Raw genomic sequence first — 21,189 nt, forward strand, 5'->3', positions numbered from 1 at the left:
GGCGCTGTGGCGGGATGGGCGAGGCCGTGCACAGCACGGCAGTATCAATGGCGCATGTCGAAGCGTCCTGGAGAAATGGGAAAGAAGCGTCAGTGTAACAGAGCAGGCTTGTCAGCGCTGCCCCAAGGTCGTGTCGCCGAACAGGTTCTTGAATTCACGCGGCTGCGAGCGCCAGTACTGCGGCGGCGCCAGCACTTGCGCGCCCAGCTGGGCCGCCGCATGCCAGGGCCAGCGCGGGTCGAACAGGATGGCGCGCGCCAGCGCCACCATGTCTGACTGGCCGTTGGCGATGATGTCTTCCGCCTGCTGCGCTTCCGTGATCAGGCCCACGCTGATCGTGGGCAAACCGCTGTCGCGCTTGATGCGTTCGGCAAACGCCACCTGATAGCCGGGACCCACGGGAATTTGCTGCTGCGGCGAAATACCGCCGCTGGAGACGTGGATAAAGTCGGCGCCCAGCTGCTTGAGCTCCTGCGCGAAACGCACGCTTTGCTCGATTTCCCAGCCGCCTTCGACCCAGTCCGTGGCGGAAATGCGCACGCCCACGGCGGCCGGCACGGCGGCGCGCACTGCTTCAACAACTTCCAGCGGAAAACGCATGCGGTTTTCCAGGCTGCCGCCATACGCATCCGTACGCTGGTTGGACAGCGGAGACAAAAACTGGTGCAGCAGATAACCGTGCGCCGCATGCAATTCGATGCCCTCGATGCCAAGCGCATGCACGCGCTGGGCGGCCGCGACAAAGGCGCCCTTGATTTGCAGCAAGCCCATCTCGTCGAGGGCGATCGGCACGGTTTCGCCCGGTGCATGGGCAATGGCGGACGGCGCCACCGTTTGCCAGCCGCCTTCGGCCAGGTGCACGCAAGCACCGCCCTGCCAGGGCGCGCGGCTCGACGCCTTGCGTCCCGCATGGCCCAGCTGCACCACCAGGGGAATCGGTGCGTGGCGGCGGATGGCCTGCACCACCTTGGCCAGCGCAGCTTGATTCGCATCCGACCACAGGCCCAGGTCTTCGGCCGAGATGCGTCCCTCGGGCGAGACAGCCGTCGCTTCCGTCATCAGCAAGCCCGCGCCGGACAGGGCCAAATGGCCCAGGTGGATCATGTGCCAGTCGGTGGCGTTGCCGTTGTCGGCCGAGTACTGGCACATGGGCGCGATGGCGATGCGGTTGGCCACCAGCAGCGGCCCCAGGGCATACGGCGTGAATAGCTGGCTCATGGCGGACTCCGGAAAAGGGGAAGCACCGATTCTACTGTGCTTTGGAAAGCGCGGCTTACACCTGCTTACGTTTGATACAGCGCAAGGGCTAGCCTTGGACAGGCGAGGCCGCTAATCTGGACACATCAATAACACCCGCAGTACCACCCCAGGAGAACACATGAACACGACGACTACCGCCAGCCGCATCCACCCTTTGATGGCCGGCGCCGCCATTTCCGTGACGGTCCTGTGCCTGGTCGGCGCGGCGTCCATCGCCGGCATCCTGCCCAATTCGCGGGCGAATGTGCCTGCCGTGCCGGCCGACGTGGCCGCCATGACGCCGGCCGGCGCCGCTGCCCTGGCAGCGCCCGCAGCTGCACCGGTAGCCGCGCCTGTCGTCGCGCAAGCCGCCCCCGCACCAGCCCCGGCGCCCGTCGTGCACAAGCGCGTCGTGCACCACACGCAAGTGGCGCAAGCGCGCCCTGCCTACAATGACAACAACGATGGCTACCGCGACACGGCCTACCGCGAACCCGTACGCCAGCAGCCAGTGCCTGCGCCGGCACCTGCACCAGCACAACCGAACTACGTGGGCATCGGCACGGGCGCCGTCATCGGCGGCTTGATCGGTAACCAGGTCGGTGGCGGCCGCGGCAAGGCGCTGGCGACGGTGGCCGGCGTGATCGGCGGCGGCATGCTGGGCAATGCGGTACAGAACCAGGTCGAGCAGCAACCGCAACGTTAATCGTACGGGCCCAGATAATCGAGCTTGCCCACGGCCACGCCATTGTTTCTCAGGATGGCGTGGACCATGGAAACGTGGAAATAGAAGTTCGGCAAGGCAAAGCTGAGCAGGTAATTATCGCCCGAGAATTTTGTCCCCTCGTCCGTCCAGTTCAGCACGACTTCCTTCTGCGCGCTGCCGGCCATCTGGCCCGCATTCACGCTGTCGATGTAGGCGATGGTGCTGGCGATGCGTTCCTGTAATTGCTCGAACGACGCTTCGTTATCCTCGAACTTCGGCGCCGGCACGCCGCTCAGGCGCTCGACCGACATCTTCGACGTATCGCTGGCGCGCTGCACCTGCGCCGTCAAATCCAGCATGTCGGGCGCCAGCTGCGCGCCCAGCAAAATCTCGGGCACGATGCCATCTTCCTCCACGTGGGCTTGCGCTTTTTCCAGCAGGGACGAGACGACCCGCAAGCCGCGGATGAAGACGGGAATGGTTGCCTGATACATGGACACGGACATGGCGGACTCCTGATAGTGAACGATGAGCCAGTGTACCCGAGGCACTGTTTTCGGACAGCGCGCGCATGTGCGCCGGCGCACGGATCGGCTCAGTTCATCCTACTTTTCCAGATTCACCTTGCCATCGAGCGCATGACCGGGCTGTTCCGCGGCCTCCTGCGGCAGTGTCGGCGCCGGCTTCTCCTTGCGCTTGCCAGCAAAAAACTTGACGATGGCCGCGCCGCCGCCCACGAGGGCCAGGAGCAGCACTTTCTTGAAGGCCAGCAGCAGCGCCAGCAGTTTGCCAAACAGGCCCAGCTTGCTGGCCACGCCGCCGGCCACCAGCGCCGCCAGGCCGTACTCGGCCACCTTGTCCGTCTTGCTGTCGAAATCCGTGTAGCGGTTACCGTCGGTAAATTCCGTGAACGCCGTCACTTGCTGCATCTCTTTCTTGATCGTGGCGATCTGCTGCATGCTGGCGATCGCATTCAGGTTCAGCACGCCTTCACGGCCCAGCACGCGCACGTTGTAGTTCAGCGAGTGCTCGCCGCCATCGACCATCAAATCCTTGGCCCAGTACAGCTTGTGCGTATCCTTGGCATAGCTGGGTTTTTCCGCCCAGCCCATCAGATGGATGCCGGGATAGCCCTGCTTCTTGCGCTCCGCATTGTTTTCCAGCACGGACGCCTGCATATCCTTGAGCAATTCGTCGTATTGGATGCTGTCCGCATCGTCATCCTTGATATGCCCTTCCTTTTCATACGTCACCACCACGCCCCAGCTGTCACGCTCGAGCACGCTGGTCTTGGCGGGCACGATCATGCCCAGCGATTCCATGCCCGGCGGATTGCCCCAGGCCTCGACCAGCACGCGCTCGGCGTCCGTCGGCGACAAATAACGGAAGCTGGCGGGCAAATCCAGGGTGGCGATACCGCCCGGCAGGGTGATCTTGCCGCGCTGCAGGTGCAACTGGGCGAGGAATTGCTCGGCCGTCATTTCCGTTGCGGCTGCCTTCTCTTCGGCAGGGGCGGCAGCCGTCAGGCCGGAGAGGGTCAGGCACAGCAGGGCTGTCAGCAGGCGTTTCAACATGATCGGTCCAAAAAATTGCAAAGGGTAAATATTTTAAATCAATTGATTGCCTAATGGATAATTATTTCTATGTGGCATTTTTCCATAAAAAAAGCGCCAGACGGGTTTCCCCGGCTGGCGCCTGCTGCTGTGCATGGCTTGAAGATCAGGACACGCGCACCACCATCAGTCCTGCGCGCAAGCCCACGCGCACGTCCGGGTTCGGGAACACCACCAGCTCTTCCGCGTGCCGCACCGTGTACACATGGTCGCCATCGCTGGCGATCACGGCGTGCTGCGGCAGGGACGTGAAATTCTGCGTGCTGCGGTCAAAAGCCATGCGGAATTCATCGCTGTGCTTGATGATTTCCTGCGCCACCTTGAACACGTGCGGTTGCGCCCTGACGGGCTGCGCAGGCAAGCCGCGCAGCAGGCCATCGAGCGCCCGCGACACGTCGTCGAACAGAGACAGATCGTTCTGCCCCAGGGTGCCCACGCGGCCCAGTTCCACCGTGCTGGCGGCCGCGCCGAAATGCTCGGCCGAATAATAGCTATACGTGCCGGCCGACTGCGGGTTCATGATGATGGCGCCGATGGCCGCCTGGCCCAGCCAATCGATCAGCTGCGCCTTGGCGTCGTCGGCCACCAGGTCCGGCACGATGGCAAACGTGGGGTACACGGACGGCCGGATGGCCGTGTGCAAATCCAGGTGCCAGCGCACGGGACCGGCCGCTTCAAAGAACGCTGTTGTCGCGGCGATCATTTCATCGGCGCGCGCGCTTTCCGCCGCTTGCGCCAGGCTGCCCCGTACGGGGCGGAACATGCGATTGAGGTCGGCGTCGATGAAACGCTTGCCGGCCCGGATCGCATCGACATTGCCCACGCAAACAAGCAGGTCGACGGCCAGCTTCGATGCATCGCGCGACAAGGCGTCGAGCAGGTGCGCCAGCACTTCGATTGGTCCCGTTTCGTCGCCATGCACGCCCACCGAGACGGCCACGCTGGCGCGGCCAGCTCCCGGCTTGACGACTTGCAGCATGCCGGGTGCCGGCAAGGCCACCGTGAAACCGGCGTCCGAAAACAACCGGGCCACGCCGCTGAAATCGGCCTGCGCCAGCGCCTGCACTACCGGTGTTAAGCTACCAGCTACCTGTACTACCTGCGTTACTTTTTGCGTCATTACACCGCCGCTTCCGCTGGGGTTTTCGCCGTGATTTTATTCACGGCTTCCGACAAGGTCCACACGTCCAGCATGGCTTGCTCCAGTTCCGTCGCCGCCACATAGGCCGAGAGGCCCAGCGCGCCCGTCACGGCATCGACTGCCTGGCCTGCATTGCCTTGCTCGGCACGCGCCAGCACCTGCGTCAGCAGACGCTGTTGCGTGCGGCGCAGCGCTTGCTGCGCGTAGTTGCGCAACTGTTCCTGCGACTTGCCTTGCGCGGCCAGCTTCAAGCCACGTTCCAGCGTATCGATGCCCGCCTGGCTGCGCAGGGCCAGGCCCACTTGCAGGAAGGAAGCCAGGTCCATCGAAGCAGGACGCGCCACGGACAGGGCCGGGAACAGGAAGCCGGCGACGACTTCCAGCGCGTCGACCGCATCCCACGCCTGCACGAAGGCCGGACTCAAGCCCGGCACCAGCGCCGCTTCCGACTTGATGCCGACGGCCTTGAGCAGCTCGCGTTTCGATTCCGCACCAAACAAACCAGTCAGTTCGGCCAGGCCGGCGCCGCGCAACTGCTCGGCCGGCACCGACAAGACACCGGCGATCATCGTTTGCTGCAGCACGCGCGTTTGCGCATCGACCTTGATCGACACGTCGCGTGGAATCGTCAAGGCATCCGCATCGAGCGCGTCGAACACGGGCGCCAGGTTCAGCGCGACCCATGCCTGGCCCCAGGCCAGGATCACGGTCGATTCGTCCACGCCGTGTTCCGCCGCCAGGTTGCGGATCATCAGCGGGCCGCAGCGGTTGATCACTTCATTGGCCAGCACGGTCGCCAGGATGGCGTTGGCCAGCGGGTGGTCGAGCGCCGAACGGGTTTCCACCAGCAACGATGGGAAGTACGGTTTGAGCACCGGCTCGGCCCACGTTTCGCCGGTCAACGGCAAGGCGGACAGGATGCGCTTGAAGCGGTTCTTCACGTTGGCGATCACCACCGCCAGTTCCGGCGTGGTCAGGCCACGACCGTCGCTCTTGCGGCGTGCCAGTTCGGCCACCGACGGCAGCTGCTCGAGATCGCGCGACAGCGCGCCCTCTTCTTCCAGGCTGGCGATCAGGGCGGCATAGCCATCCTGCACGGCGCTTTCGCTTTGCGCCTGCAACTCGCGCACCAGCAAATGCGTCTGCTGCGTGTTGTCGCGCAAGACCAGGCGTTCGACGTCATCCGTCATCGCATACAGCTCGCGGTTGCGTTCTTCTTCCGTCAGCTTGCCCGCGTTGACTTCCACGTCCAGCCAGATTTTCACGTTCACTTCATGGTCCGAGCAATCCACGCCGGCCGAGTTGTCGATCGCATCGGTGAAGATGCGGCCACCGGCCAGCGCGAACTCGATACGGCCCGCCTGCGTCGCACCGAGATTGCCGCCTTCGGCCACGACTTTCACGCGCAGCTCATTGCCGCTGACGCGGATGTGGTCATTCGCGCGGTCCTTCACTTGCGCGTGGGTCTCCGTCGACGCCTTGATGTAGGTGCCGATGCCGCCGTTGTAGAACAGGTCCACGGGCGACTTCAGGATACGGTGCATCAGTTCTTCCGGCGGCAGCGAGGTCTCGGCGATATCGAGCGCTGCGCGGATCTGCGGCGACAGTTCGATCGTGCGGGCGGTACGCGGATACACGCCGCCGCCTGCCGAGATCAGCTCCTTGTTGTAGTCGTCCCACGAGGAGCGCGGCAAGGCAAACAGGCGCGCGCGCTCGTCGAACGAGACGGCGACGTCCGGTGTTGGGTCGAGGAAGATATGGCGGTGGTCGAACGCGGCCACCAGTTTCAGCTGGCGCGACAGCAGTACGCCATTGCCGAACACGTCGCCCGACATGTCGCCCACGCCGACCATGGTGATCGGGGTGGTATTGAGGTCGTGATCCATTTCATAGAAATGGCGCTTCACGGCTTCGAACGCGCCCTTGGCGGTGATGCCCAGTTTCTTGTGGTCGTAGCCGTTCGAGCCGCCCGAGGCGAACGCGTCGCCGAGCCAGAAACCGCGCTGCACGGCGATGCCGTTGGCGATGTCGGAGAACGTGGCCGTGCCCTTGTCGGCCGCCACCACCAGATACGGGTCGGCTTCATCGAAGCACACGGTGTCGACTGGCGGGACGATATTGCCCAAGGAACGGTTGTCCGTCACTTCCAGCAGGCTGGAAATGAACAGGCGGTAGACGGCTTCGCCTTCAGCCGCGATGGTTTCGCGCACGGCGTCCTTCGGCATCATCTTGCAGACAAAACCGCCCTTCGCGCCAGCCGGCACGATGACGGCATTTTTCACCATCTGCGCCTTCACCAGGCCCAGCACTTCGGTGCGGTAGTCTTCCATGCGGTCGGACCAGCGCAAGCCGCCACGGGCGACAGGGCCGCCGCGCAGGTGCACGCCTTCGAAGCGGCGCGAGAAGACGAAAATCTCGCGGTAAGGACGCGGTTCCGGCACCAGCGCCAGGCTGCTGGTGTCGAACTTGAAGATGATCTTGTCGCCTTGTTGATTGTTCTGGAAGTAGCTGGTGCGCAGCGTGGCGGCCATCAGGTCGGCCAGCGCGCCGAGGATTTCCTCGGTATCGGCATGGTTCACGGATGGCAGGCCAGCCTTGATGGCGGCGATGCTTTCCAGGGCCGCCACATGCTGCGCGTCGGACAGCGAAGGATCGAAGCGCTGCAGGAAGGCCTCGACCAGGGCTTTGACCTGGGCCGGCTGCTTGCGCAGGCTCTCGGCAATGTAGCGCACCGAGAAGCGGCTGCCCGTCTGGCGCCAGTAGCTGGTATAGGCGCGCACCAGCTGCACTTCGCGCGTCGACAGGCCGCCTTCGATGACGAGGCCATTCAGGCGGCCATCTTCGGCCGTGTCGTTGAACAGGGAAGCAAACAATTCCTGCGCCACGGCGACGACGGATGGCTGCGCCAGTTTCGCCGCGCTGGCGGCATCGACCGTCAGGCTGGTGACGAAATAGCGCGTGCCGTCGGCCAGCGAAACCGAGTATGCCTGTTCGCGGTCGATGGCCACGCCCGCATTGTGCAGTGCCGGCAGGATGGTCGACAGCGGCGGCACCTTGTTGGCCGAGTACAGGCGGATCGTGGTGACGGCGCCCGTCTCGATGCGCACGGCCACGTGCGATGGATCCGTATTGCGCAGGATGGTGTCGAGGTCGCGGAAGGCGACGGCCGGCGCCGTGGCGGCCACGTAATCGAGCGGTAAAGTAGCGCACAGTTTGCGCAGGCTGGTGCGCAGGGCCACGTCGGGCACGGCGTCGGCCACGGCGGCAAAACCGTTATGCCAGCCGTCGAGCACGCTCAGCAGCGGCTGTTCGATATCCGTTTCCAGGTCCAGCGGATAGCGCGCGGCATGGGCGATCAGGTAGACGCGCGCCAGCGGGCCGTCGGCCACCAAGGTTTGCATGCTCACGTGCGTGGCGCCGGAACTGGCTTGCAGGGCTTTTGCCAGGCTCGATGCGACGCTGGCGCTGTAGCGCTCGCGCGGCAGGTAGACCAGCACGTTCAAGTGGCGCGCATACACGTCGCGGCGCGCAAAAACCTTGGTGCGCGGCTGCTTGTACAGCGAAACGACGGAACCGCACACTTGCGCCAGCCAATCGAGATCCGCTTCCAGCGCTTCCGTGCGCGGCAAGGACTCAAGGATTTCGCGGAATTTCTCGGCACGGAAGCCTTGCTGGCGCACGCCGGCCAGGCTCAAAACCTTGGCCACGCGGCCGCGCGCAAACGGCAGCGCCGCCAGCGGGGTGGAATTGCCGGCGCGGGTAAACAAGCCGACGAAGCAATGCTCGCCGAGGATCGCGCCTTGCGCATCCATGTCGCGCACGCCGATGAAATCGAGCTGCTGGTCACGGTGCAAAGTGCCTGCCACGTCGGCCTTGACGATGGACAGCGCCGAGTCGCGCTTGGCCAGGGTGTCGAAGTCGCCCGGGATATTCGCCAGGCAGGTGCCGTAGACGGGGTGCGCCGTATCCTGCAGCACGCCGACACGGCTAGGAATGTCGCGCTCCAGTTCGCGCACGCCCGGCTTGACGCGGTAATAGGCGTAGCCGAAGACTTCAAAGCCGCCGCTGCGGGCCCATTCCAGGAAGGCGGCCACTTCCGCGCCTTCTTCGCCATGCTGCGATGCCGCCGTGGCGACGGCGGCCAGGCGCTCGCTCATGGCGGCGGCATCGCGGCGCACGACGGCGGCGTCGCGCGCGACCGTCTCCAGGGCGGCGACCAGCGCGGCCAGGGCTTCCGGCGCCAGCTCTTCGTCGAGCAGCACCAGCACATACGATTCGAGCGGGTCGCCCGGCTGGCGCACTGCTTCGACGCTGCCGTCAGCGGCGCGGCGCACGGGCAGCACGGTATTCATCACGCCGCGCACGGCCAGGTGCTGGCGGCGCATGGCCATGACGATGGAGTCGACCAGGTAAGGCATGTCTTCGTTCAGGATCAGCAAGGCGCTCGCCATGCCGCCACGGCCATCCGCATAGCGCAGGGTGGCGATCTGGCAGCCGTTGCCGGTGCGCTTGGCCGCTTGCGTGAAACCGTCGACCAGCACGGGCGCCAGGCTGTCGGGCGCGATATCGGCCAGGTCTTCGGCGTCGAGCGAGTCGAGCCATGCCTGCACCAGCTGCACGACAGGCGCTGCCGCCTTGCCTGCATTGCCAGCCGCGTTAATCAACTCCAGCGTTTGTGTACGCAAATCTTGTGGCGTGTGATTCATCTTGCATCTCCATTACGGTAATGTGAATGTCCAACGCTGTCGTTCGGGCTTGTGGCTGGGCGGCAGCGGTGTCAAGAGACGGGGGTCGCCCGTCCAATTCTGTCTGTGCTACGGATAGTTGTCTCGGATGTTCTGTGTGTTTTTCTATCGCCTACAAGTCGTACAATCCAGGTAAGTTGAGGATGATCGTCAATTCTTCAAGCGCCGCATGCACTTCCAGCGCCAGCTGCGGATCGGCCAGGTCGCCCGGCTCCAGATGGTCGCGGTAGTGTTTTTCCACCCACTGCACCAGCCGATGGTACAGCGTTTCCGTCATGATCACGCCCTGGTGCATGGCGCGCGCCTCGGTTTCCGTCAGCGCCACGCGCAAACGCAGGCAGGCGGGCCCGCCGCCGTTGCGCATGCTCTGGCGCAGGTCGAAATGAATCAGTTCATCGATCGGTCCACCGCTGGCCACCAGGCCTTCCAGGTAGCGCGACACGGCGCGGTTTTCCTGGCATTCCTGCGGTATCACCAGCGCCATCTTGCCGCCCTCTTTCGTCAGCAGCTGGCTGTTGAACAGATAGCTGGTCACCGCATCCTGGATCGGCACTTGGCCCGTGTCCACGCGCAGCGCATCCAGTTGCGCGCCCGTGCCGGCGACGGCGCGGCGCAGCTGCGACAGGCTTGCCTCTTCATCGGCAAACGCCTGCTCGTGATAGAACAGCACATTGCCGTTGCCGACGGCGATGACGTCGTTATGGAACACGCCCTGGTCGATCACGTCCGGGTTCTGCTGCACGTACACGGTGCGCTTCGCGTCCAGGCCATGCAGTCGCGCCACGGCTTGCGACGCTTCCAGGGTCTGGCGCGCCGGATAGCGCTTCGGCGATGGCGCGGATGGATCGAACTCCACGCGACCATACACGAACAATTCCACCGATGGCGCGCCGTGGCTCGCGCCCAGGCGCGTGTGGTTGGCCGCGCCCTCGTCGCCAAAGGCGGGCGTCGACGGCAGCGCATCGTGCACGGCGAAGTGCCTGTCGTCGCTGAAAATGGCGCGCAGACTGCGCGCCGACTGCGCGTGCTCGAAGGCGCGGTGCAGCTTGTTATTCAGGTTGGCGGCCGTGAAATGCACGCGGCCATCGTGCGTGTCCGCCGACGGGCTGACCGTGGCGGCGTTCGCCGTCCACATGGGTGAGGCGGAATACGCGCAGGCCAGGATGACGGGCGACTCCTTGTAGGCGCGCGCCAGCACCTCTGCGTCCGTGCCCGTGAAACCGATGGAGCGCAGCAGGCGGAAATTGGGCCGGTCCTGCGGTGGCAGCAAGGCTTGCGCAAAGCCGCGCGCGGCCAGGGCGCGCATCTTGGCCAGGCCCTGCAAGGCGGCCTGCTTCGGATTCGAAGCGCTTTTCACATTGCTGAACGAGGCCACGTTGCCGAACGAGAGTCCCGCATAGTTATGCGATGGCCCGACCAGGCCGTCAAAATTGTATTCGCGCGTGCTGTGCATGGGAGGCATGTCCTTAAAATTTAAAAATTCAGGCCGGGCGACAGCTTGGCCGGCATTTCCAGCGCGCCGTTCTCGATCGAAGCAACCGGGTAGGCGCAGTAATCGGCCGCGTAATAGGCGCTCGGACGGTGGTTGCCCGACTTGCCGATGCCGCCAAACGGCGCCGTGCTGGCGGCACCCGTGGTCGGACGGTTCCAGTTGACGATGCCGGCGCGCGCGCGCGTCTGGAACGTTTGCCACAAGGCCGGATCGTCGGACAGCAGCGCCGCAGCCAGGCCGAATTCCGTGGCATTGGCCACCTTCAGGGCCGCATTGAAATCGGCCACGCGAACCACTTGCAGCAGCGGGCCGAACCACTCTTCGTCGGGAATGCCGACAGCACTAGTCACGTCGACGATGCCGGCCGTCACAAAGCCCGCCTCGGGATTCAACTGGCGCATCTGCAGCAAGGTGGTGCCGCCCTTGGCGACCATGTCCGCCTGCGCCTGCACCAGGCGTTTTGCCACGGCACTCGATACCACTGGGCCCATGAACGGCTGCGGCTGGGCGTCGGACGCGCCGATGCCCAGTTTCGCGGCCACTTCCACCAGGCGCGCGATGAAGGCGGCACCGGCGGCGTTATCCTGCACCACCAGGCGGCGTGCGCATGTGCAGCGCTGGCCGGCCGAGACAAAGGCGGAGAAGATCGCGTGGTGCACGGCCGCGTCGACATCCTTGACGTCCCACACGACGAGGGCGTTGTTGCCGCCCATTTCCAGCGCCAGCATCTTGCCCGGCTGGCCGCCGAACTGGCGGTGCAGGCTGATACCCGTCTGGCACGAACCCGTAAACAGCACGCCGTCGAGGTGTGGATTGGCACCCAGCGCCACGCCCGTGTCGCGTCCGCCGTTGACGAGGTTGACGACGCCATTCGGCAAGCCCGCCTGCTGCCACAGCTGCACGGTTTTGATGGCCGTGCGCGGCGCATATTCGCTCGGTTTGAAGACGATGGTGTTACCGGCGATCAGGGCCGGCACGATGTGGCCGTTCGGCAGGTGGCCTGGGAAATTGTATGGTCCGAAGACACCGAACACGCCATGCGGACGGTGGCGCAGCACGGCGTCGCCATCGGCGATCTTGCTTTGCGTGATACCCGTGCGCGCGTTGTACGACTGCACCGAGATATCGATCTTGTTGGCCATGGTGGCCACTTCCGTGCGCGACTCCCACAGCGGTTTGCCCACTTCTTCCGAGATCAGCAGCGCCAGCGCTTCCGCATGCTCCTTCAGCAGTTCGCGAAAGCGCACGCAGATGGCGATGCGTTCTTCGACGGGCGTATCGGCCCACTCTTCAAAGGCGGCGCGGGCGGCCTGGCACGCCTGTTCGACTTCGTTCTCCGTCGCTTCCAGGCTGGCCCAGGTCTGCTTGCCGTTCGACGGATCGATGGTGACCAGTTCACGGCCCGTGCCTGGCAGCCAGGCGCCGTTGATGAAGTTCGATGCTGCGGTAGATGGATTCAATACGTTAGACATGGGGATGCTTCCTCGGGTTGAGTGACAAGGTGCGCACGGTATCGCCGTGATTGCAGCGCAGCAGATGCAGTTCATCGTCGTCGAGCGCGATCTTGCCGCTGTGCGGATTGGCGCTGGTGACGATCATGCGGAAATCTTTCAGGTCGGTGTTCGACACCAGGTAAGGCTCGGCCTGGGCGGCATCGCCGCACACTTCCGGCGCAGCCTCGGCGTCGAGCACGGCCGGCATGCTGTCGCGCATGGCGCGCAGTTCGGAGACGCGCGCCTGCAGCACGGGACCGGCGTCGAAAATATCGACATAGCCTTCGAAGTGCAAGCCTTCCTGTTCCAGCAGGCGGCGCGCGGGCGCCGTGCTCAGATGCACCTTGCCGATGACTTCCTGCGCTTCGTCGGGCAGGTAGGCCACGTACATGGGCTGGCGCGGCATCAGTTCGGCGATGAACGATTTTTTACCCAGGCTCGTCAAGTCGTCGACATGGTGGAAATCCATCTTGAAGAAGTGGCGGCCCAGGCCTTCATAAAACGGCGAGCTGCCGTCCGGCGCCTGGTAGCCGCGCATTTCCGCGATCAGCTTTTCCGTGAACAGCTGCGGGAACTGGGCGATGAACAGGAAACGGCTTTTCGACAGCAGCTTGCCGTTGTTGCCGCTGCGGTAATCGGGGTGCAGAAACAGCGAGCACAGTTCCGTGCTGCCCGTCAGGTCGTTCGACAGGTACAAGGTTTCCATGCGCGTAAACACATCGAGCTCGCGGCTGGAATGGACCAGGGTGCCGATGCGGTAGTTATAGAACGGTTCGTCCAGACCCACGGCGCCCTTGATGGCGCACACGCCGGCCAGGCGGCCCGTGTCGGTATCCTCCATGACGAACATGTAGTCGCGCTTTTCGGGCGGGATGGTTTCGGCGAACGAAGCGCAGGCGATGGCCAGGCGGTCGCCCAGCATTTTCATGTCCGGCTTGAGGGTGGTCATGCCGGTGCCGACCTGGCTGGCCAGCCCATACAGGGCATCGAGGTCGTTGGCGTTGATGGCGCGTACTACTAGCATAAAATTAACTCCCTTAGATACGCACGCAAATGACGCTGTCGCCTTCGGCCACGGCCAGCGCCTCGAGCAGGTCGGCTGGCAAACCGATGGTGTCCTGCGCTTCGAGCGCATCGCAGGCAAAGGTCACGGCGCGGAAATTGCGCTCGGCGCCGGAAGCGACCGCATAATTGACTTTCATGCCCGTGCGGCTGGGCGTGACGCCTGCGACGACGCGGCGCGTGAGCGAGCCCGTAAACGAGCGCAGCGCATGCTTGTGCGCCTGCAGGATCGGGCCGCCATCGAAGATGTCGATGTAATCGTCGGCTTCAAAGCCTTCTTCCGTCAGCAGATTGAACGCCAGTTCGCCGCTCGGGTGGATCTGGCCCATGGCCGCCTGCGCGTCACCGGGCAGCAGCGGCACGTACACGGGGTAATGCGGCATCAGTTCGACGATCAGGGTGCGGTTGCGCGCACCGCCGATGACTTTTTCGGCATCGAGGAAATCCATCTGGAAGAACTTGCGGCCCAGCGCATCCCAGAACGGCGACTGGCCATTGGCGTCCGTGATGCCGGCCAGCGGCACGAAGAAGCGGTCGCCGAAACGGTGCGGCGCCAGCACGGCGAACAGCAGCCGCGCGCGCGACAGCAGGGCCGCTTCCAGGCCCGCCTGTTCCATGTTGCGCACATAGAAGCCGGACAGCTGCGAGTACGCCGTCAGTTCGGAACACAGGGTCAGCGCATGCACGCTGTGGCTGATGTTCAGGTCGCGCGAGACTTGCTGGATGACGTCGTTGCGGAAGGAAAAATAGGTGCCGTTCGAGCCGGCCGAGGCGAAGATGGCGGCCGTACCAAAGATGCTCTTGTCGAGCAGGGATTCAAGCACGAAGAGATACGACTCTTCGCTGGGGATGTCGACATGGGCGGCAAACGAGGCGATGGAGCGCTCGACGGAGGCGGCGATTTTTTCGCGCGTCTTCGGCAGGGTATGGACACCCGGCATGGTGACTGCGGCCAGCGCTTCGAGGGCTGCAATATCCGCAATTTCTACCGGACGGACAACATACATGGGTACTCCTTCAATGCTGACAATGCTGGGGTAGAACCAAGCCGGCCCGCAGCAAAGCGGCGGGCCGGTGATCAAACAGGGAGCGGGGCTAGCTTCAGGCTTTCAGCATGCCGTCGATGGCGGCGCGCAGCAAACGGCCCGCTTCGGCGATCTGCTCGTCCGAGACGATCAGGGCCGGCGCCAGGCGCACCACATCCATGCCGGCGATCAGCACCATCAAGCCTTGCGCTTCGGCCGCTTTCTGGATGTCTTTCGCGCGGCCCTTGAAGGCATCGGTGACGACCAGGCCCAGCAGCAAACCGCTGCCGCGCACGATGGAGAACACTTGCGGGTAATCCGTGATCAGGCCTTGCAGCATGGCGATGGTGTTGACGCTCGCTTCTTTCACACGCGCCAGGAATGCTGGCGTGTTGATCGTGTCGAGCACGGTCAGGGCCACGGTGGCGGCCAGCGGGTTGCCGCCGTAGGTGGTGCCGTGGGTGCCGACGGCCAGGGTCTGCGCCAGTTCATTCGTGGTCAGCATGGCGCCGATCGGGTAGCCATTGCCCAGGGCCTTGGCGGCCGTCAGGATGTCCGGCGTGACGCCGTAGCCCATGTAGGCGAACAAGGCGCCGGTGCGGCCCATGCCGCTCTGGACTTCGTCGAAAATCAACAGGGCGCCCGTCTTGTCGCACAGGGCGCGCAACTCCTTGAGGAATTCCGGATTGCCCGGCACCACGCCGCCTTCGCCTTGTACCGGCTCGACGATCACGGCGCACACGTCATCGCCGATGGCGGCGCGCGCCGCTTCGATGTCGTTGTAGGCGATGTGATCGATCGATGGCGGCAGCGGCTCGAAGCCTTCCGTGTACTTGGCCTGGCCGCCGACGGAGACCGTAAACAGGGTGCGGCCGTGGAAGGAGCTGAAGCACGAAATGATGCGCGACTTGTGCGCGCCGAACTTGGTGTGCGCGTACTTGCGCGCCAGTTTCAGGGCCGCTTCGTTGGCTTCCGCGCCCGAGTTACAGAAGAAGGCGCGGTCGGCGAAGGTCGCTTCCGTCAGGGCCAGTGCCAGGCGCAGGACAGGCTCGTTGGTGTAGCCGTTGCCCAAATGCCACAAATTATTGATTTGCTTGGTCAGCACGTCGACCAGCGCAGGATGGCAGTGACCGAGGCTGTTGACGGCGATGCCGGAGGTGAAATCGAGGTAATGCTTGCCTGACTGGTCCCACAGATCCAGACCGGAACCGCGCACGGGCACCATGGCTGCAGGGGCGTAGGTAGGAACGAGGACCTGGTCAAAGGTTTCCCGGGTGACTGGACGAGCCGTTACGGTCGAATCAAGCTTGGCATTCATAGCATTTCCCCATCAATATGTTAGGTACTCCGCAGCTACGACAGCTACGTGTGTACTGCATTATAAAAAGCGGGATGCTAAAACTCTTTTGAATCTGCGACAAGGATTTTCACAATTCATCACAGCCGGGCTTGCTTTAATCAAACAGGCGGCATCAGCTTTCTTTGGCGTTCTTCGCGCGGGGTATTGCCAAACAGGGTGCCAAACGCCGTGGAAAAGTGCGAGCCGGAGGAAAAGCCGCACATCAGGCCTACTTGCACGATGGAATAATGCGTATCGAGCAACAGTTGCCGTGAGCGCTGCAGGCGCAGCTCCAGGTAGTAGCGCGATGGCAGGCTGCCCAGGTATTGCTTGAACAGCCGCTCGAGCTGGCGCCGCGACAGGCCCACCAGGCTGGCGATGTCGTCGGTCGACAGCGGTTCCTCGATATTGGCTTCCATCAAGGTCACCGCCTCGGAAAGCTTGGGCTGCAGCACGCCGAAACGCGCCTGCAGGGCCACCCTCTGGCGCTCTTCCTTGCCGCGCACCTTGTCCACGCACAGCGCTTCCTTGACGAGCGCCTGCACGTCGGCGCCAAAGATGGTTTCGATCAGGGTCAGCGAAAAATCGATGCTGGCCGCACCGCCGCAGCAGGTGATGTGCGGGCCGTCGATGTCGAACAAATGCGGCGTCAGGATGGCCCGTTCGGCCTTCGCTTCCGCGTCCGCATACAAGGCCCACGGCAAGGCGATGCGCACGCCATCCATGACACCCGCGTCGGCCAGCCACAGCACGGCCGCACCCACGCCGCCCCAGAACGGCGCCGAACGGCAGCGCTCGATCACGGCCCGGCACAGCTCGGCGCGCAGCGGCGCCTCCGTCTCGTCGGCCACCAGCAGCGCAATATGCCAGTTGCCGCCCTGCGCGGCCACCTGTTCCGGCGTGCGCACGTCCAGTTGCAGGGCGTCCGGCCCCAGCGCCCGCGCGCACAGGCGCAGCGGCTGTACCAGGCCGGCCCAGGTAATCGACTCGGCGTCGCCGGCATGGACCAGCAGCAAACGCAGCGGTTTGTCGAGGCCGATACGGGAAAGATTAGCGAAGGACATCGGCGAGGCGGACCAAAGGCAAGGGCTGAGTTGCCCACATGATACCGGACTTCCGCCCCGTCGCGCCCCTCATGCAAGGACACATCCTGACGCGGCGGAAAAAAGCGGAGCGGAAGGATATAATCACTCCCATGGGTGAACGATATTTAAAAAGTATCCGGCTGCTGGCCGAATGCATGCAAGGTTTCGAGCGGTTTTCTAGCGACTTCGTGCGCCAGTACGGCTTGACGCATGCGCAATTCGACATCATTGCCACGCTCGGCAACACCCCCGGCATGTCCTACAAGGAACTGGGCCAGAAAACCCTGATTACCAAGGGTACTTTGACGGGCGTGGTGGACCGGCTGGAACAAAAGGGGCTGGTGATACGCGAACGTTGTCCACGCGACAAGCGTTCCTATTACGTGCGCCTGAGCTGCGAGGGCGAGCAAGTGTTTCAGGACGTGTTCCCCAAGCTGACAAAGCAGGGCCAGCGTCTGTTCGACGGCTATACCGAAGACGATTTCATGCGGTTGGAAACGACGCTGGCAGGATTGAAGCACGCCATTGCCAACGGCTGACCATACACCAAGCACAGACATTCAAACAAGACAAAGGAAACCAAGTTGAAAACCTCACTGCTCGAAGGCAAAAAGCCTGCTCATTTCGATAAACACATCATCGGCAACCTGCTGCTCAACGCCAGCACGCCGGAACTGGTGCGCCAGGAAAAACTGATCATTGGCGTGCGCAACGAAGACGGCGAAATCTACCGCCTGATCGGCGCCACCAAGCACAACAGCTTCATGAACGCCGTCGAGGAACTGTTCGACCTGGGCTTGACCGATGAGCTGGAAGACAGCGATGAACTCGTCGAGGGCTGCGACGCGATATTTAGCGAAGCAGACTGATAACGCTCGTATGATCCCAAAAGGGCATGCTGCTGATCAAGTGGCATGCCTTTTTCCGTTTACGGGGCTTTGCTTGCCTTTTGCTAAGCTGTTTGCGAAAAGATCATGGTTAAAAAGTTCCGTACGGAAATATTGCGAGTATAATTTTTTCAATGAACAGACTCGACGCCTTTAAAAGCATCGCCGCACAAGCCGCTCGTGGCGAGCTGACCTTTCCTGCCAATGTGGACGCTTCGCTCAAGCTGCAAGAGGCGCTGGCCGATCCCGACTGCCATATCGAGGCCGCCGCCAAGCTGGTGCAGGCTGACCCGCTGCTGGCCGCGCGCACGGTGGCCATCGCCAATTCCGTGGCGTTCAACCGTTCCGGCAATGAAATCACCAGCGTGCGCAATGCCGTGCAGCGGCTAGGCGTGCGTACCCTGCAGTCGGTGGTGGCATCGCTGATCGTGCGCCAGCTGGGCAGCACCATCACCGATCCCCTGCTGCAAGCGAAGGCCAACCAGCTGTGGGAGCATACGGCCCACGTGGCGGCCCTGTCGCAGGTATTGGCCCGCCGCGTCACCAAGGTGGACCCCGATACGGCCCTGTTTGCCGGCATCATGCATGAAGTGGGCGGCTTTTATCTGCTGTCACGCGCGGCCGAATTCCCCGGCATCCTCGACGGCGAACCGGAAGACTGGGTCGAACATGGCGAACAGGCCATCGGCCACGGCGTCCTGGCCAAACTGAAGGTGCCGGAAGCGGTCAGGGGCGCCATCGATGCGCTGTGGGAAGGCTTGCGCGCCATCCCGCCCGAATCGCTGGGCGACACCCTGCTGCTGGCAAATGACCTGGCGCCCGTCTCGTCACCGCTCAACGAAAGCCCGGCCGCCATCGCCGTGCGGGCCGCCCGCGCCGCGCGCAGCATCGATTGCCTGATCGGCGACGATGCGACCTTGTCGAGCATCATGGAAGAATCGGACGATGAAGTGCAGTCGCTGCTGAAGGTACTCGTGCACTAGGCTGCCCGCCGCGCCGGATGCGAGCACTCACTATCAGCGCCAGGCTTCCATAGCGGCAAACAAAAAAAACCCGCTCGAAAGCGGGTAAAGTCCAAAGCTAGGGATGTCCTGAAAGAGACAGCCCTATCTTATGCGCTGTGCCGCGCCAGCTCCGTGCGCTGGCTCACTTAGCGCACACATTATCCCGGCAACAGTTCCACGTCCGTTTCCTGCCAGGCGCGCAGCTGGCGCACGCGGGCAAACCACGCCTGGATGTGCTGGTACTGCGCCAGCGGCAAGCGCACGGCCTCGCTGTACATCAGCGGCGCGGCCACGGCGAACTCGGCCAGGCTCAAGGCATTGCCGCAGAGCCACTCACGCTGCGCCAGATGCGCATCCAGCACCACGGCGCAAGCATGCAGTTCATGCTCGCCGCGCGCCTCTTCCAGCGGGTCCGCCGGACCATTGCCCGTCATGCCTTTCCAGGCGCGTTCCCAGGCCAGCACGCCGATGGCGGGCGCAAAGTGCTGCGCGGCCCAGAACAGCCAGCGGTTGACGTCGGCGCGCGCTTGCGGCGCCTGCGGATAAATCGTCTGGCCCGGCACCTGCTCGGCCAGGTATTGCATGATGGCGCACGATTCCCACAGCAGGAAATCGCCATCGGCCAGCACGGGCACTTTGCCGTTCGGGTTCAGTTCGACCAGGCGGCGGCGGTCGTCCGCATTCATCAGGTCGACTTCGGCCAGTTCCAGAGGCAGGCCGAGGTGGATCGCCGTCATCAGGGCACGGCGGGCATTCGAAGACATGGGGTGGTGGTACAGGCGCATGATAGATGGCTCCGGTGAGTGAAGAAGCCACCATCGTAGTCGCCGTCACTGACAGTTTTTGTCAGGAGCGGATATCAGGATTCCGGGTCGCTAGCTTTCCGGATCAATCTCGTGCGCTTTACGCCAGGCATCAAGCAGTACATGGCGCCGCGTGGGATAGCGCTCCGCATGCTGCCGCACCTCGGCAATGCGGTCGATGCGGAAATGCCGGTAATCGCCGCGCAGTTCGCACCAGGCGGCCAGCAGGCGCTTGCCTTCGAAAAAAGCCAGGGCGAACGGCCACACCGTGCGCGAAGTGGCGCTGCCATGCTCATCCTGATAGGCCAGCGTGAGCTTCTGTTCGTAGCGGATCGCCTCGCGCACGGGCTGCACGTAACGGTCGGCCGGCTGCGTGCCATCGGCGGGACGCCCCAGCGGCACCCACAAGCTGGTCTCGGCCATGCTGTCGCGCAGGTCGCGCGGCGAAGCGGCCGCGATCTTGGCCAGGGCATTGCTGGCCGCCTGCGCCAGGCCCGCATCGCCCTGCCGGCGCACCCAGCGCGCCCCCAGCACCAGCGCCTCCAGCTCGTCGGCGCCAAACATCAGCGGCGGCAGGAAGGCGCCGCGGCGCAGCACATAGCCGATGCCCGCTTCGCCCTGCAGGGGCGCGCCCAGTTCGGCCAGGGTCTGGATATCGCGGTAAATCGTGCGTTCGGAAACGCCGAGCTGCTGCGCCAGCTGGGCCGCCGTGACGGGCACGCGCCTGGCGCGCATGGCGTCCATCAGCAGGAACAAACGGCCGCTGCGGCTCATGGACAAGCCTGCAAAGCCTGGTCGCCCATGACGAGGGCCGACAGGGCTGGCACATACAGATAGCCGTCGGGCAGCATGCGCGCCGCGCGCGTCCTCTCTTGCACGCCGGCGATGCCATAGCAGCGCTGCAGGCGGGCGGCAGCCGGCCACCAGTAGACGGCCGCCTCCTGGTCGGGAAAGCGCTGGCGCACGCTATCGGCCTGCGCCGCCACTTGCCGGAAGTCGCGGTAAAAGGCGGGGGCGATACCCAGCTCCGCGGCAAACGCCGCTTCCTGCGCCGCCGTCTCTGCCAACCGGGCCGCCAGCGCCACCGTTTCATCGTTCAGATCCTCGGCCGCCACACCCGCTTCAACCAGGATGCGGCGCATCTGCGCCCTGTCGACCTGCGCGCGCAGGAACGCCGATTCCTGCAGCGCCAGCACGGCGCCGTCGGGTATGCTTTTGTGCCGCGCGGCCGGGAACACATACAGGGCGCAGCTGCCGGCGCACAGCGTGTCGATGGCGAGACGCCATTGCTGCTGGCGCAGATAGCGGCCCAGCTGCATCGCCGCCTGCGGATCGCCCGCGTCGCTATTGACGCGCAACAGCACGGTGCCCGGCGCGGCCAGCAGCCGCAGCTTGTCCACGTCGCCCTGGGCAATCGGGCCGCGCATGGCGATGCTGCCGGCATCGGCACGGCTGAAATCGGCGGCGCCGGCGCAGGCCGTCACGCCCGCCATCAGGCCTATCCATAAAAAACGCTTCATCGTCATCCGTTACAAAAAAAAACGACCACCGCAAA

18 protein-coding genes are annotated in these 21,189 nt (G+C 64.0%); 4 read left to right on the forward strand and 14 right to left on the reverse strand.

Annotated elements, in window-relative coordinates:
* Nucleotides 1-111: 111 nt before the first annotated feature.
* Nucleotides 112-1,218: an NADH:flavin oxidoreductase/NADH oxidase gene (locus AC4BCN_RS28000; RefSeq protein ID WP_490492235.1), complete on the reverse strand. Its 1,107-nt coding sequence runs from the start codon at nucleotides 1,216-1,218 to the stop codon at nucleotides 112-114.
* 160 nt (nucleotides 1,219-1,378) lie between these two features.
* On the opposite strand from AC4BCN_RS28000, the gene AC4BCN_RS28005 reads away from it, so the two are divergent.
* Entirely contained in the window at nucleotides 1,379-1,945 is a 567-nt protein-coding gene (locus AC4BCN_RS28005) for a glycine zipper 2TM domain-containing protein (RefSeq protein ID WP_490492236.1), read from the forward strand.
* On the opposite strand, the gene AC4BCN_RS28010 is transcribed toward AC4BCN_RS28005, so the two are convergent.
* The 10 genes from AC4BCN_RS28010 to AC4BCN_RS28055 all read right to left on the reverse strand — a co-directional run bounded on the left by AC4BCN_RS28010 (nucleotide 1,942) and on the right by AC4BCN_RS28055 (nucleotide 16,919).
* Complete coding sequence (locus AC4BCN_RS28010; protein WP_219328115.1) at nucleotides 1,942-2,451, reverse strand: DUF1993 domain-containing protein; 510 nt, start codon at nucleotides 2,449-2,451, stop codon at nucleotides 1,942-1,944. The genes AC4BCN_RS28005 and AC4BCN_RS28010 overlap by 4 nt on opposite strands.
* 99 nt (nucleotides 2,452-2,550) lie before the next feature.
* Complete coding sequence (locus AC4BCN_RS28015; protein WP_490492237.1) at nucleotides 2,551-3,519, reverse strand: DUF2167 domain-containing protein; 969 nt, start codon at nucleotides 3,517-3,519, stop codon at nucleotides 2,551-2,553.
* Between the two features lie 145 nt (nucleotides 3,520-3,664).
* The gene (locus tag AC4BCN_RS28020) at nucleotides 3,665-4,678 is read right to left on the reverse strand and encodes a succinylglutamate desuccinylase (protein WP_490492238.1); all 1,014 of its coding nucleotides are present in this window, start codon (nucleotides 4,676-4,678) and stop codon (nucleotides 3,665-3,667) included.
* Nucleotides 4,678-9,405 carry an NAD-glutamate dehydrogenase domain-containing protein gene (locus tag AC4BCN_RS28025; RefSeq protein ID WP_490492239.1) on the reverse strand — a complete coding sequence of 1,576 codons (4,728 nt, stop codon included), beginning with the start codon at nucleotides 9,403-9,405 and terminating at the stop codon, nucleotides 4,678-4,680. The genes AC4BCN_RS28020 and AC4BCN_RS28025 overlap by 1 nt, the downstream gene beginning before the upstream one ends.
* A gap of 151 nt (nucleotides 9,406-9,556) precedes the next feature.
* Nucleotides 9,557-10,897: an N-succinylarginine dihydrolase gene (gene astB, locus AC4BCN_RS28030; RefSeq protein ID WP_128141654.1), complete on the reverse strand. Its 1,341-nt coding sequence runs from the start codon at nucleotides 10,895-10,897 to the stop codon at nucleotides 9,557-9,559.
* 20 nt (nucleotides 10,898-10,917) lie between these two features.
* A complete protein-coding gene (astD, locus tag AC4BCN_RS28035) occupies nucleotides 10,918-12,408 on the reverse strand; it encodes a succinylglutamate-semialdehyde dehydrogenase (protein WP_490492240.1) in 1,491 nt (496 codons plus the stop codon).
* The gene (gene astA, locus AC4BCN_RS28040; protein WP_485883994.1) at nucleotides 12,401-13,453 is read right to left on the reverse strand and encodes an arginine N-succinyltransferase; all 1,053 of its coding nucleotides are present in this window, start codon (nucleotides 13,451-13,453) and stop codon (nucleotides 12,401-12,403) included. The genes astD and astA overlap by 8 nt, the downstream gene beginning before the upstream one ends.
* A gap of 13 nt (nucleotides 13,454-13,466) precedes the next feature.
* Nucleotides 13,467-14,498 carry an arginine N-succinyltransferase gene (locus tag AC4BCN_RS28045; protein ID WP_070302837.1) on the reverse strand — a complete coding sequence of 344 codons (1,032 nt, stop codon included), beginning with the start codon at nucleotides 14,496-14,498 and terminating at the stop codon, nucleotides 13,467-13,469.
* Between the two features lie 94 nt (nucleotides 14,499-14,592).
* On the reverse strand, nucleotides 14,593-15,834 hold the full coding sequence (gene astC, locus AC4BCN_RS28050; protein ID WP_436483681.1) for an acetylornithine/succinylornithine family transaminase: 1,242 nt from the start codon (nucleotides 15,832-15,834) through the stop codon (nucleotides 14,593-14,595).
* Nucleotides 15,835-15,974: 140 nt separating this feature from the next.
* Entirely contained in the window at nucleotides 15,975-16,919 is a 945-nt protein-coding gene (locus AC4BCN_RS28055) for a GlxA family transcriptional regulator (RefSeq protein ID WP_128141651.1), read from the reverse strand.
* Nucleotides 16,920-17,050: 131 nt separating this feature from the next.
* Here AC4BCN_RS28055 and AC4BCN_RS28060 point away from each other — a divergent pair, with 131 nt between their 5' ends.
* From AC4BCN_RS28060 to AC4BCN_RS28070, 3 genes are all read left to right on the forward strand, one after another.
* Nucleotides 17,051-17,479 (forward strand): MarR family transcriptional regulator, encoded by a 429-nt coding sequence (locus tag AC4BCN_RS28060; RefSeq protein WP_490492241.1) that lies wholly within the window; start codon nucleotides 17,051-17,053, stop codon nucleotides 17,477-17,479.
* Nucleotides 17,480-17,524: 45 nt separating this feature from the next.
* Nucleotides 17,525-17,809, forward strand: coding sequence for a hypothetical protein (locus AC4BCN_RS28065; protein WP_034745526.1), 285 nt, complete (start codon nucleotides 17,525-17,527; stop codon nucleotides 17,807-17,809).
* Between the two features lie 152 nt (nucleotides 17,810-17,961).
* On the forward strand, nucleotides 17,962-18,810 hold the full coding sequence (locus AC4BCN_RS28070) for an HDOD domain-containing protein (RefSeq protein ID WP_128141650.1): 849 nt from the start codon (nucleotides 17,962-17,964) through the stop codon (nucleotides 18,808-18,810).
* 179 nt (nucleotides 18,811-18,989) lie between these two features.
* On the opposite strand, the gene AC4BCN_RS28075 is transcribed toward AC4BCN_RS28070, so the two are convergent.
* The 3 genes from AC4BCN_RS28075 to AC4BCN_RS28085 form a co-directional block, all read right to left on the reverse strand.
* A complete protein-coding gene (locus tag AC4BCN_RS28075; RefSeq protein ID WP_139090525.1) occupies nucleotides 18,990-19,616 on the reverse strand; it encodes a glutathione S-transferase family protein in 627 nt (208 codons plus the stop codon).
* A gap of 90 nt (nucleotides 19,617-19,706) precedes the next feature.
* Nucleotides 19,707-20,408, reverse strand: a complete 702-nt coding sequence (locus AC4BCN_RS28080; protein WP_181877995.1) for a helix-turn-helix transcriptional regulator — start codon at nucleotides 20,406-20,408, stop codon at nucleotides 19,707-19,709.
* Nucleotides 20,405-21,154 carry a hypothetical protein gene (locus AC4BCN_RS28085; protein ID WP_490492242.1) on the reverse strand — a complete coding sequence of 250 codons (750 nt, stop codon included), beginning with the start codon at nucleotides 21,152-21,154 and terminating at the stop codon, nucleotides 20,405-20,407. The genes AC4BCN_RS28080 and AC4BCN_RS28085 overlap by 4 nt, the downstream gene beginning before the upstream one ends.
* Nucleotides 21,155-21,189 lie beyond the last annotated feature (35 nt).

This window comes from Janthinobacterium sp. Bl 1 (assembly GCF_058215535.1).

Coding starts and splice junctions, on each gene's coding strand:
- AC4BCN_RS28000 (WP_490492235.1), bottom strand. CDS start 1,218: ATGAGCCAGCTATTCACGCCGTATGCCCTGGGGCCGCTGCTGGTGGCC.
- AC4BCN_RS28005 (WP_490492236.1), top strand. CDS start 1,379: ATGAACACGACGACTACCGCCAGCCGCATCCACCCTTTGATGGCCGGC.
- AC4BCN_RS28010 (WP_219328115.1), bottom strand. CDS start 2,451: ATGTCCGTGTCCATGTATCAGGCAACCATTCCCGTCTTCATCCGCGGC.
- AC4BCN_RS28015 (WP_490492237.1), bottom strand. CDS start 3,519: ATGTTGAAACGCCTGCTGACAGCCCTGCTGTGCCTGACCCTCTCCGGC.
- AC4BCN_RS28020 (WP_490492238.1), bottom strand. CDS start 4,678: ATGACGCAAAAAGTAACGCAGGTAGTACAGGTAGCTGGTAGCTTAACA.
- AC4BCN_RS28025 (WP_490492239.1), bottom strand. CDS start 9,405: ATGAATCACACGCCACAAGATTTGCGTACACAAACGCTGGAGTTGATT.
- astB (WP_128141654.1), bottom strand. CDS start 10,897: ATGCACAGCACGCGCGAATACAATTTTGACGGCCTGGTCGGGCCATCG.
- astD (WP_490492240.1), bottom strand. CDS start 12,408: ATGTCTAACGTATTGAATCCATCTACCGCAGCATCGAACTTCATCAAC.
- astA (WP_485883994.1), bottom strand. CDS start 13,453: ATGCTAGTAGTACGCGCCATCAACGCCAACGACCTCGATGCCCTGTAT.
- AC4BCN_RS28045 (WP_070302837.1), bottom strand. CDS start 14,498: ATGTATGTTGTCCGTCCGGTAGAAATTGCGGATATTGCAGCCCTCGAA.
- astC (WP_436483681.1), bottom strand. CDS start 15,834: ATGAATGCCAAGCTTGATTCGACCGTAACGGCTCGTCCAGTCACCCGG.
- AC4BCN_RS28055 (WP_128141651.1), bottom strand. CDS start 16,919: ATGTCCTTCGCTAATCTTTCCCGTATCGGCCTCGACAAACCGCTGCGT.
- AC4BCN_RS28060 (WP_490492241.1), top strand. CDS start 17,051: ATGGGTGAACGATATTTAAAAAGTATCCGGCTGCTGGCCGAATGCATG.
- AC4BCN_RS28070 (WP_128141650.1), top strand. CDS start 17,962: ATGAACAGACTCGACGCCTTTAAAAGCATCGCCGCACAAGCCGCTCGT.
- AC4BCN_RS28075 (WP_139090525.1), bottom strand. CDS start 19,616: ATGCGCCTGTACCACCACCCCATGTCTTCGAATGCCCGCCGTGCCCTG.
- AC4BCN_RS28080 (WP_181877995.1), bottom strand. CDS start 20,408: ATGAGCCGCAGCGGCCGTTTGTTCCTGCTGATGGACGCCATGCGCGCC.
- AC4BCN_RS28085 (WP_490492242.1), bottom strand. CDS start 21,154: ATGAAGCGTTTTTTATGGATAGGCCTGATGGCGGGCGTGACGGCCTGC.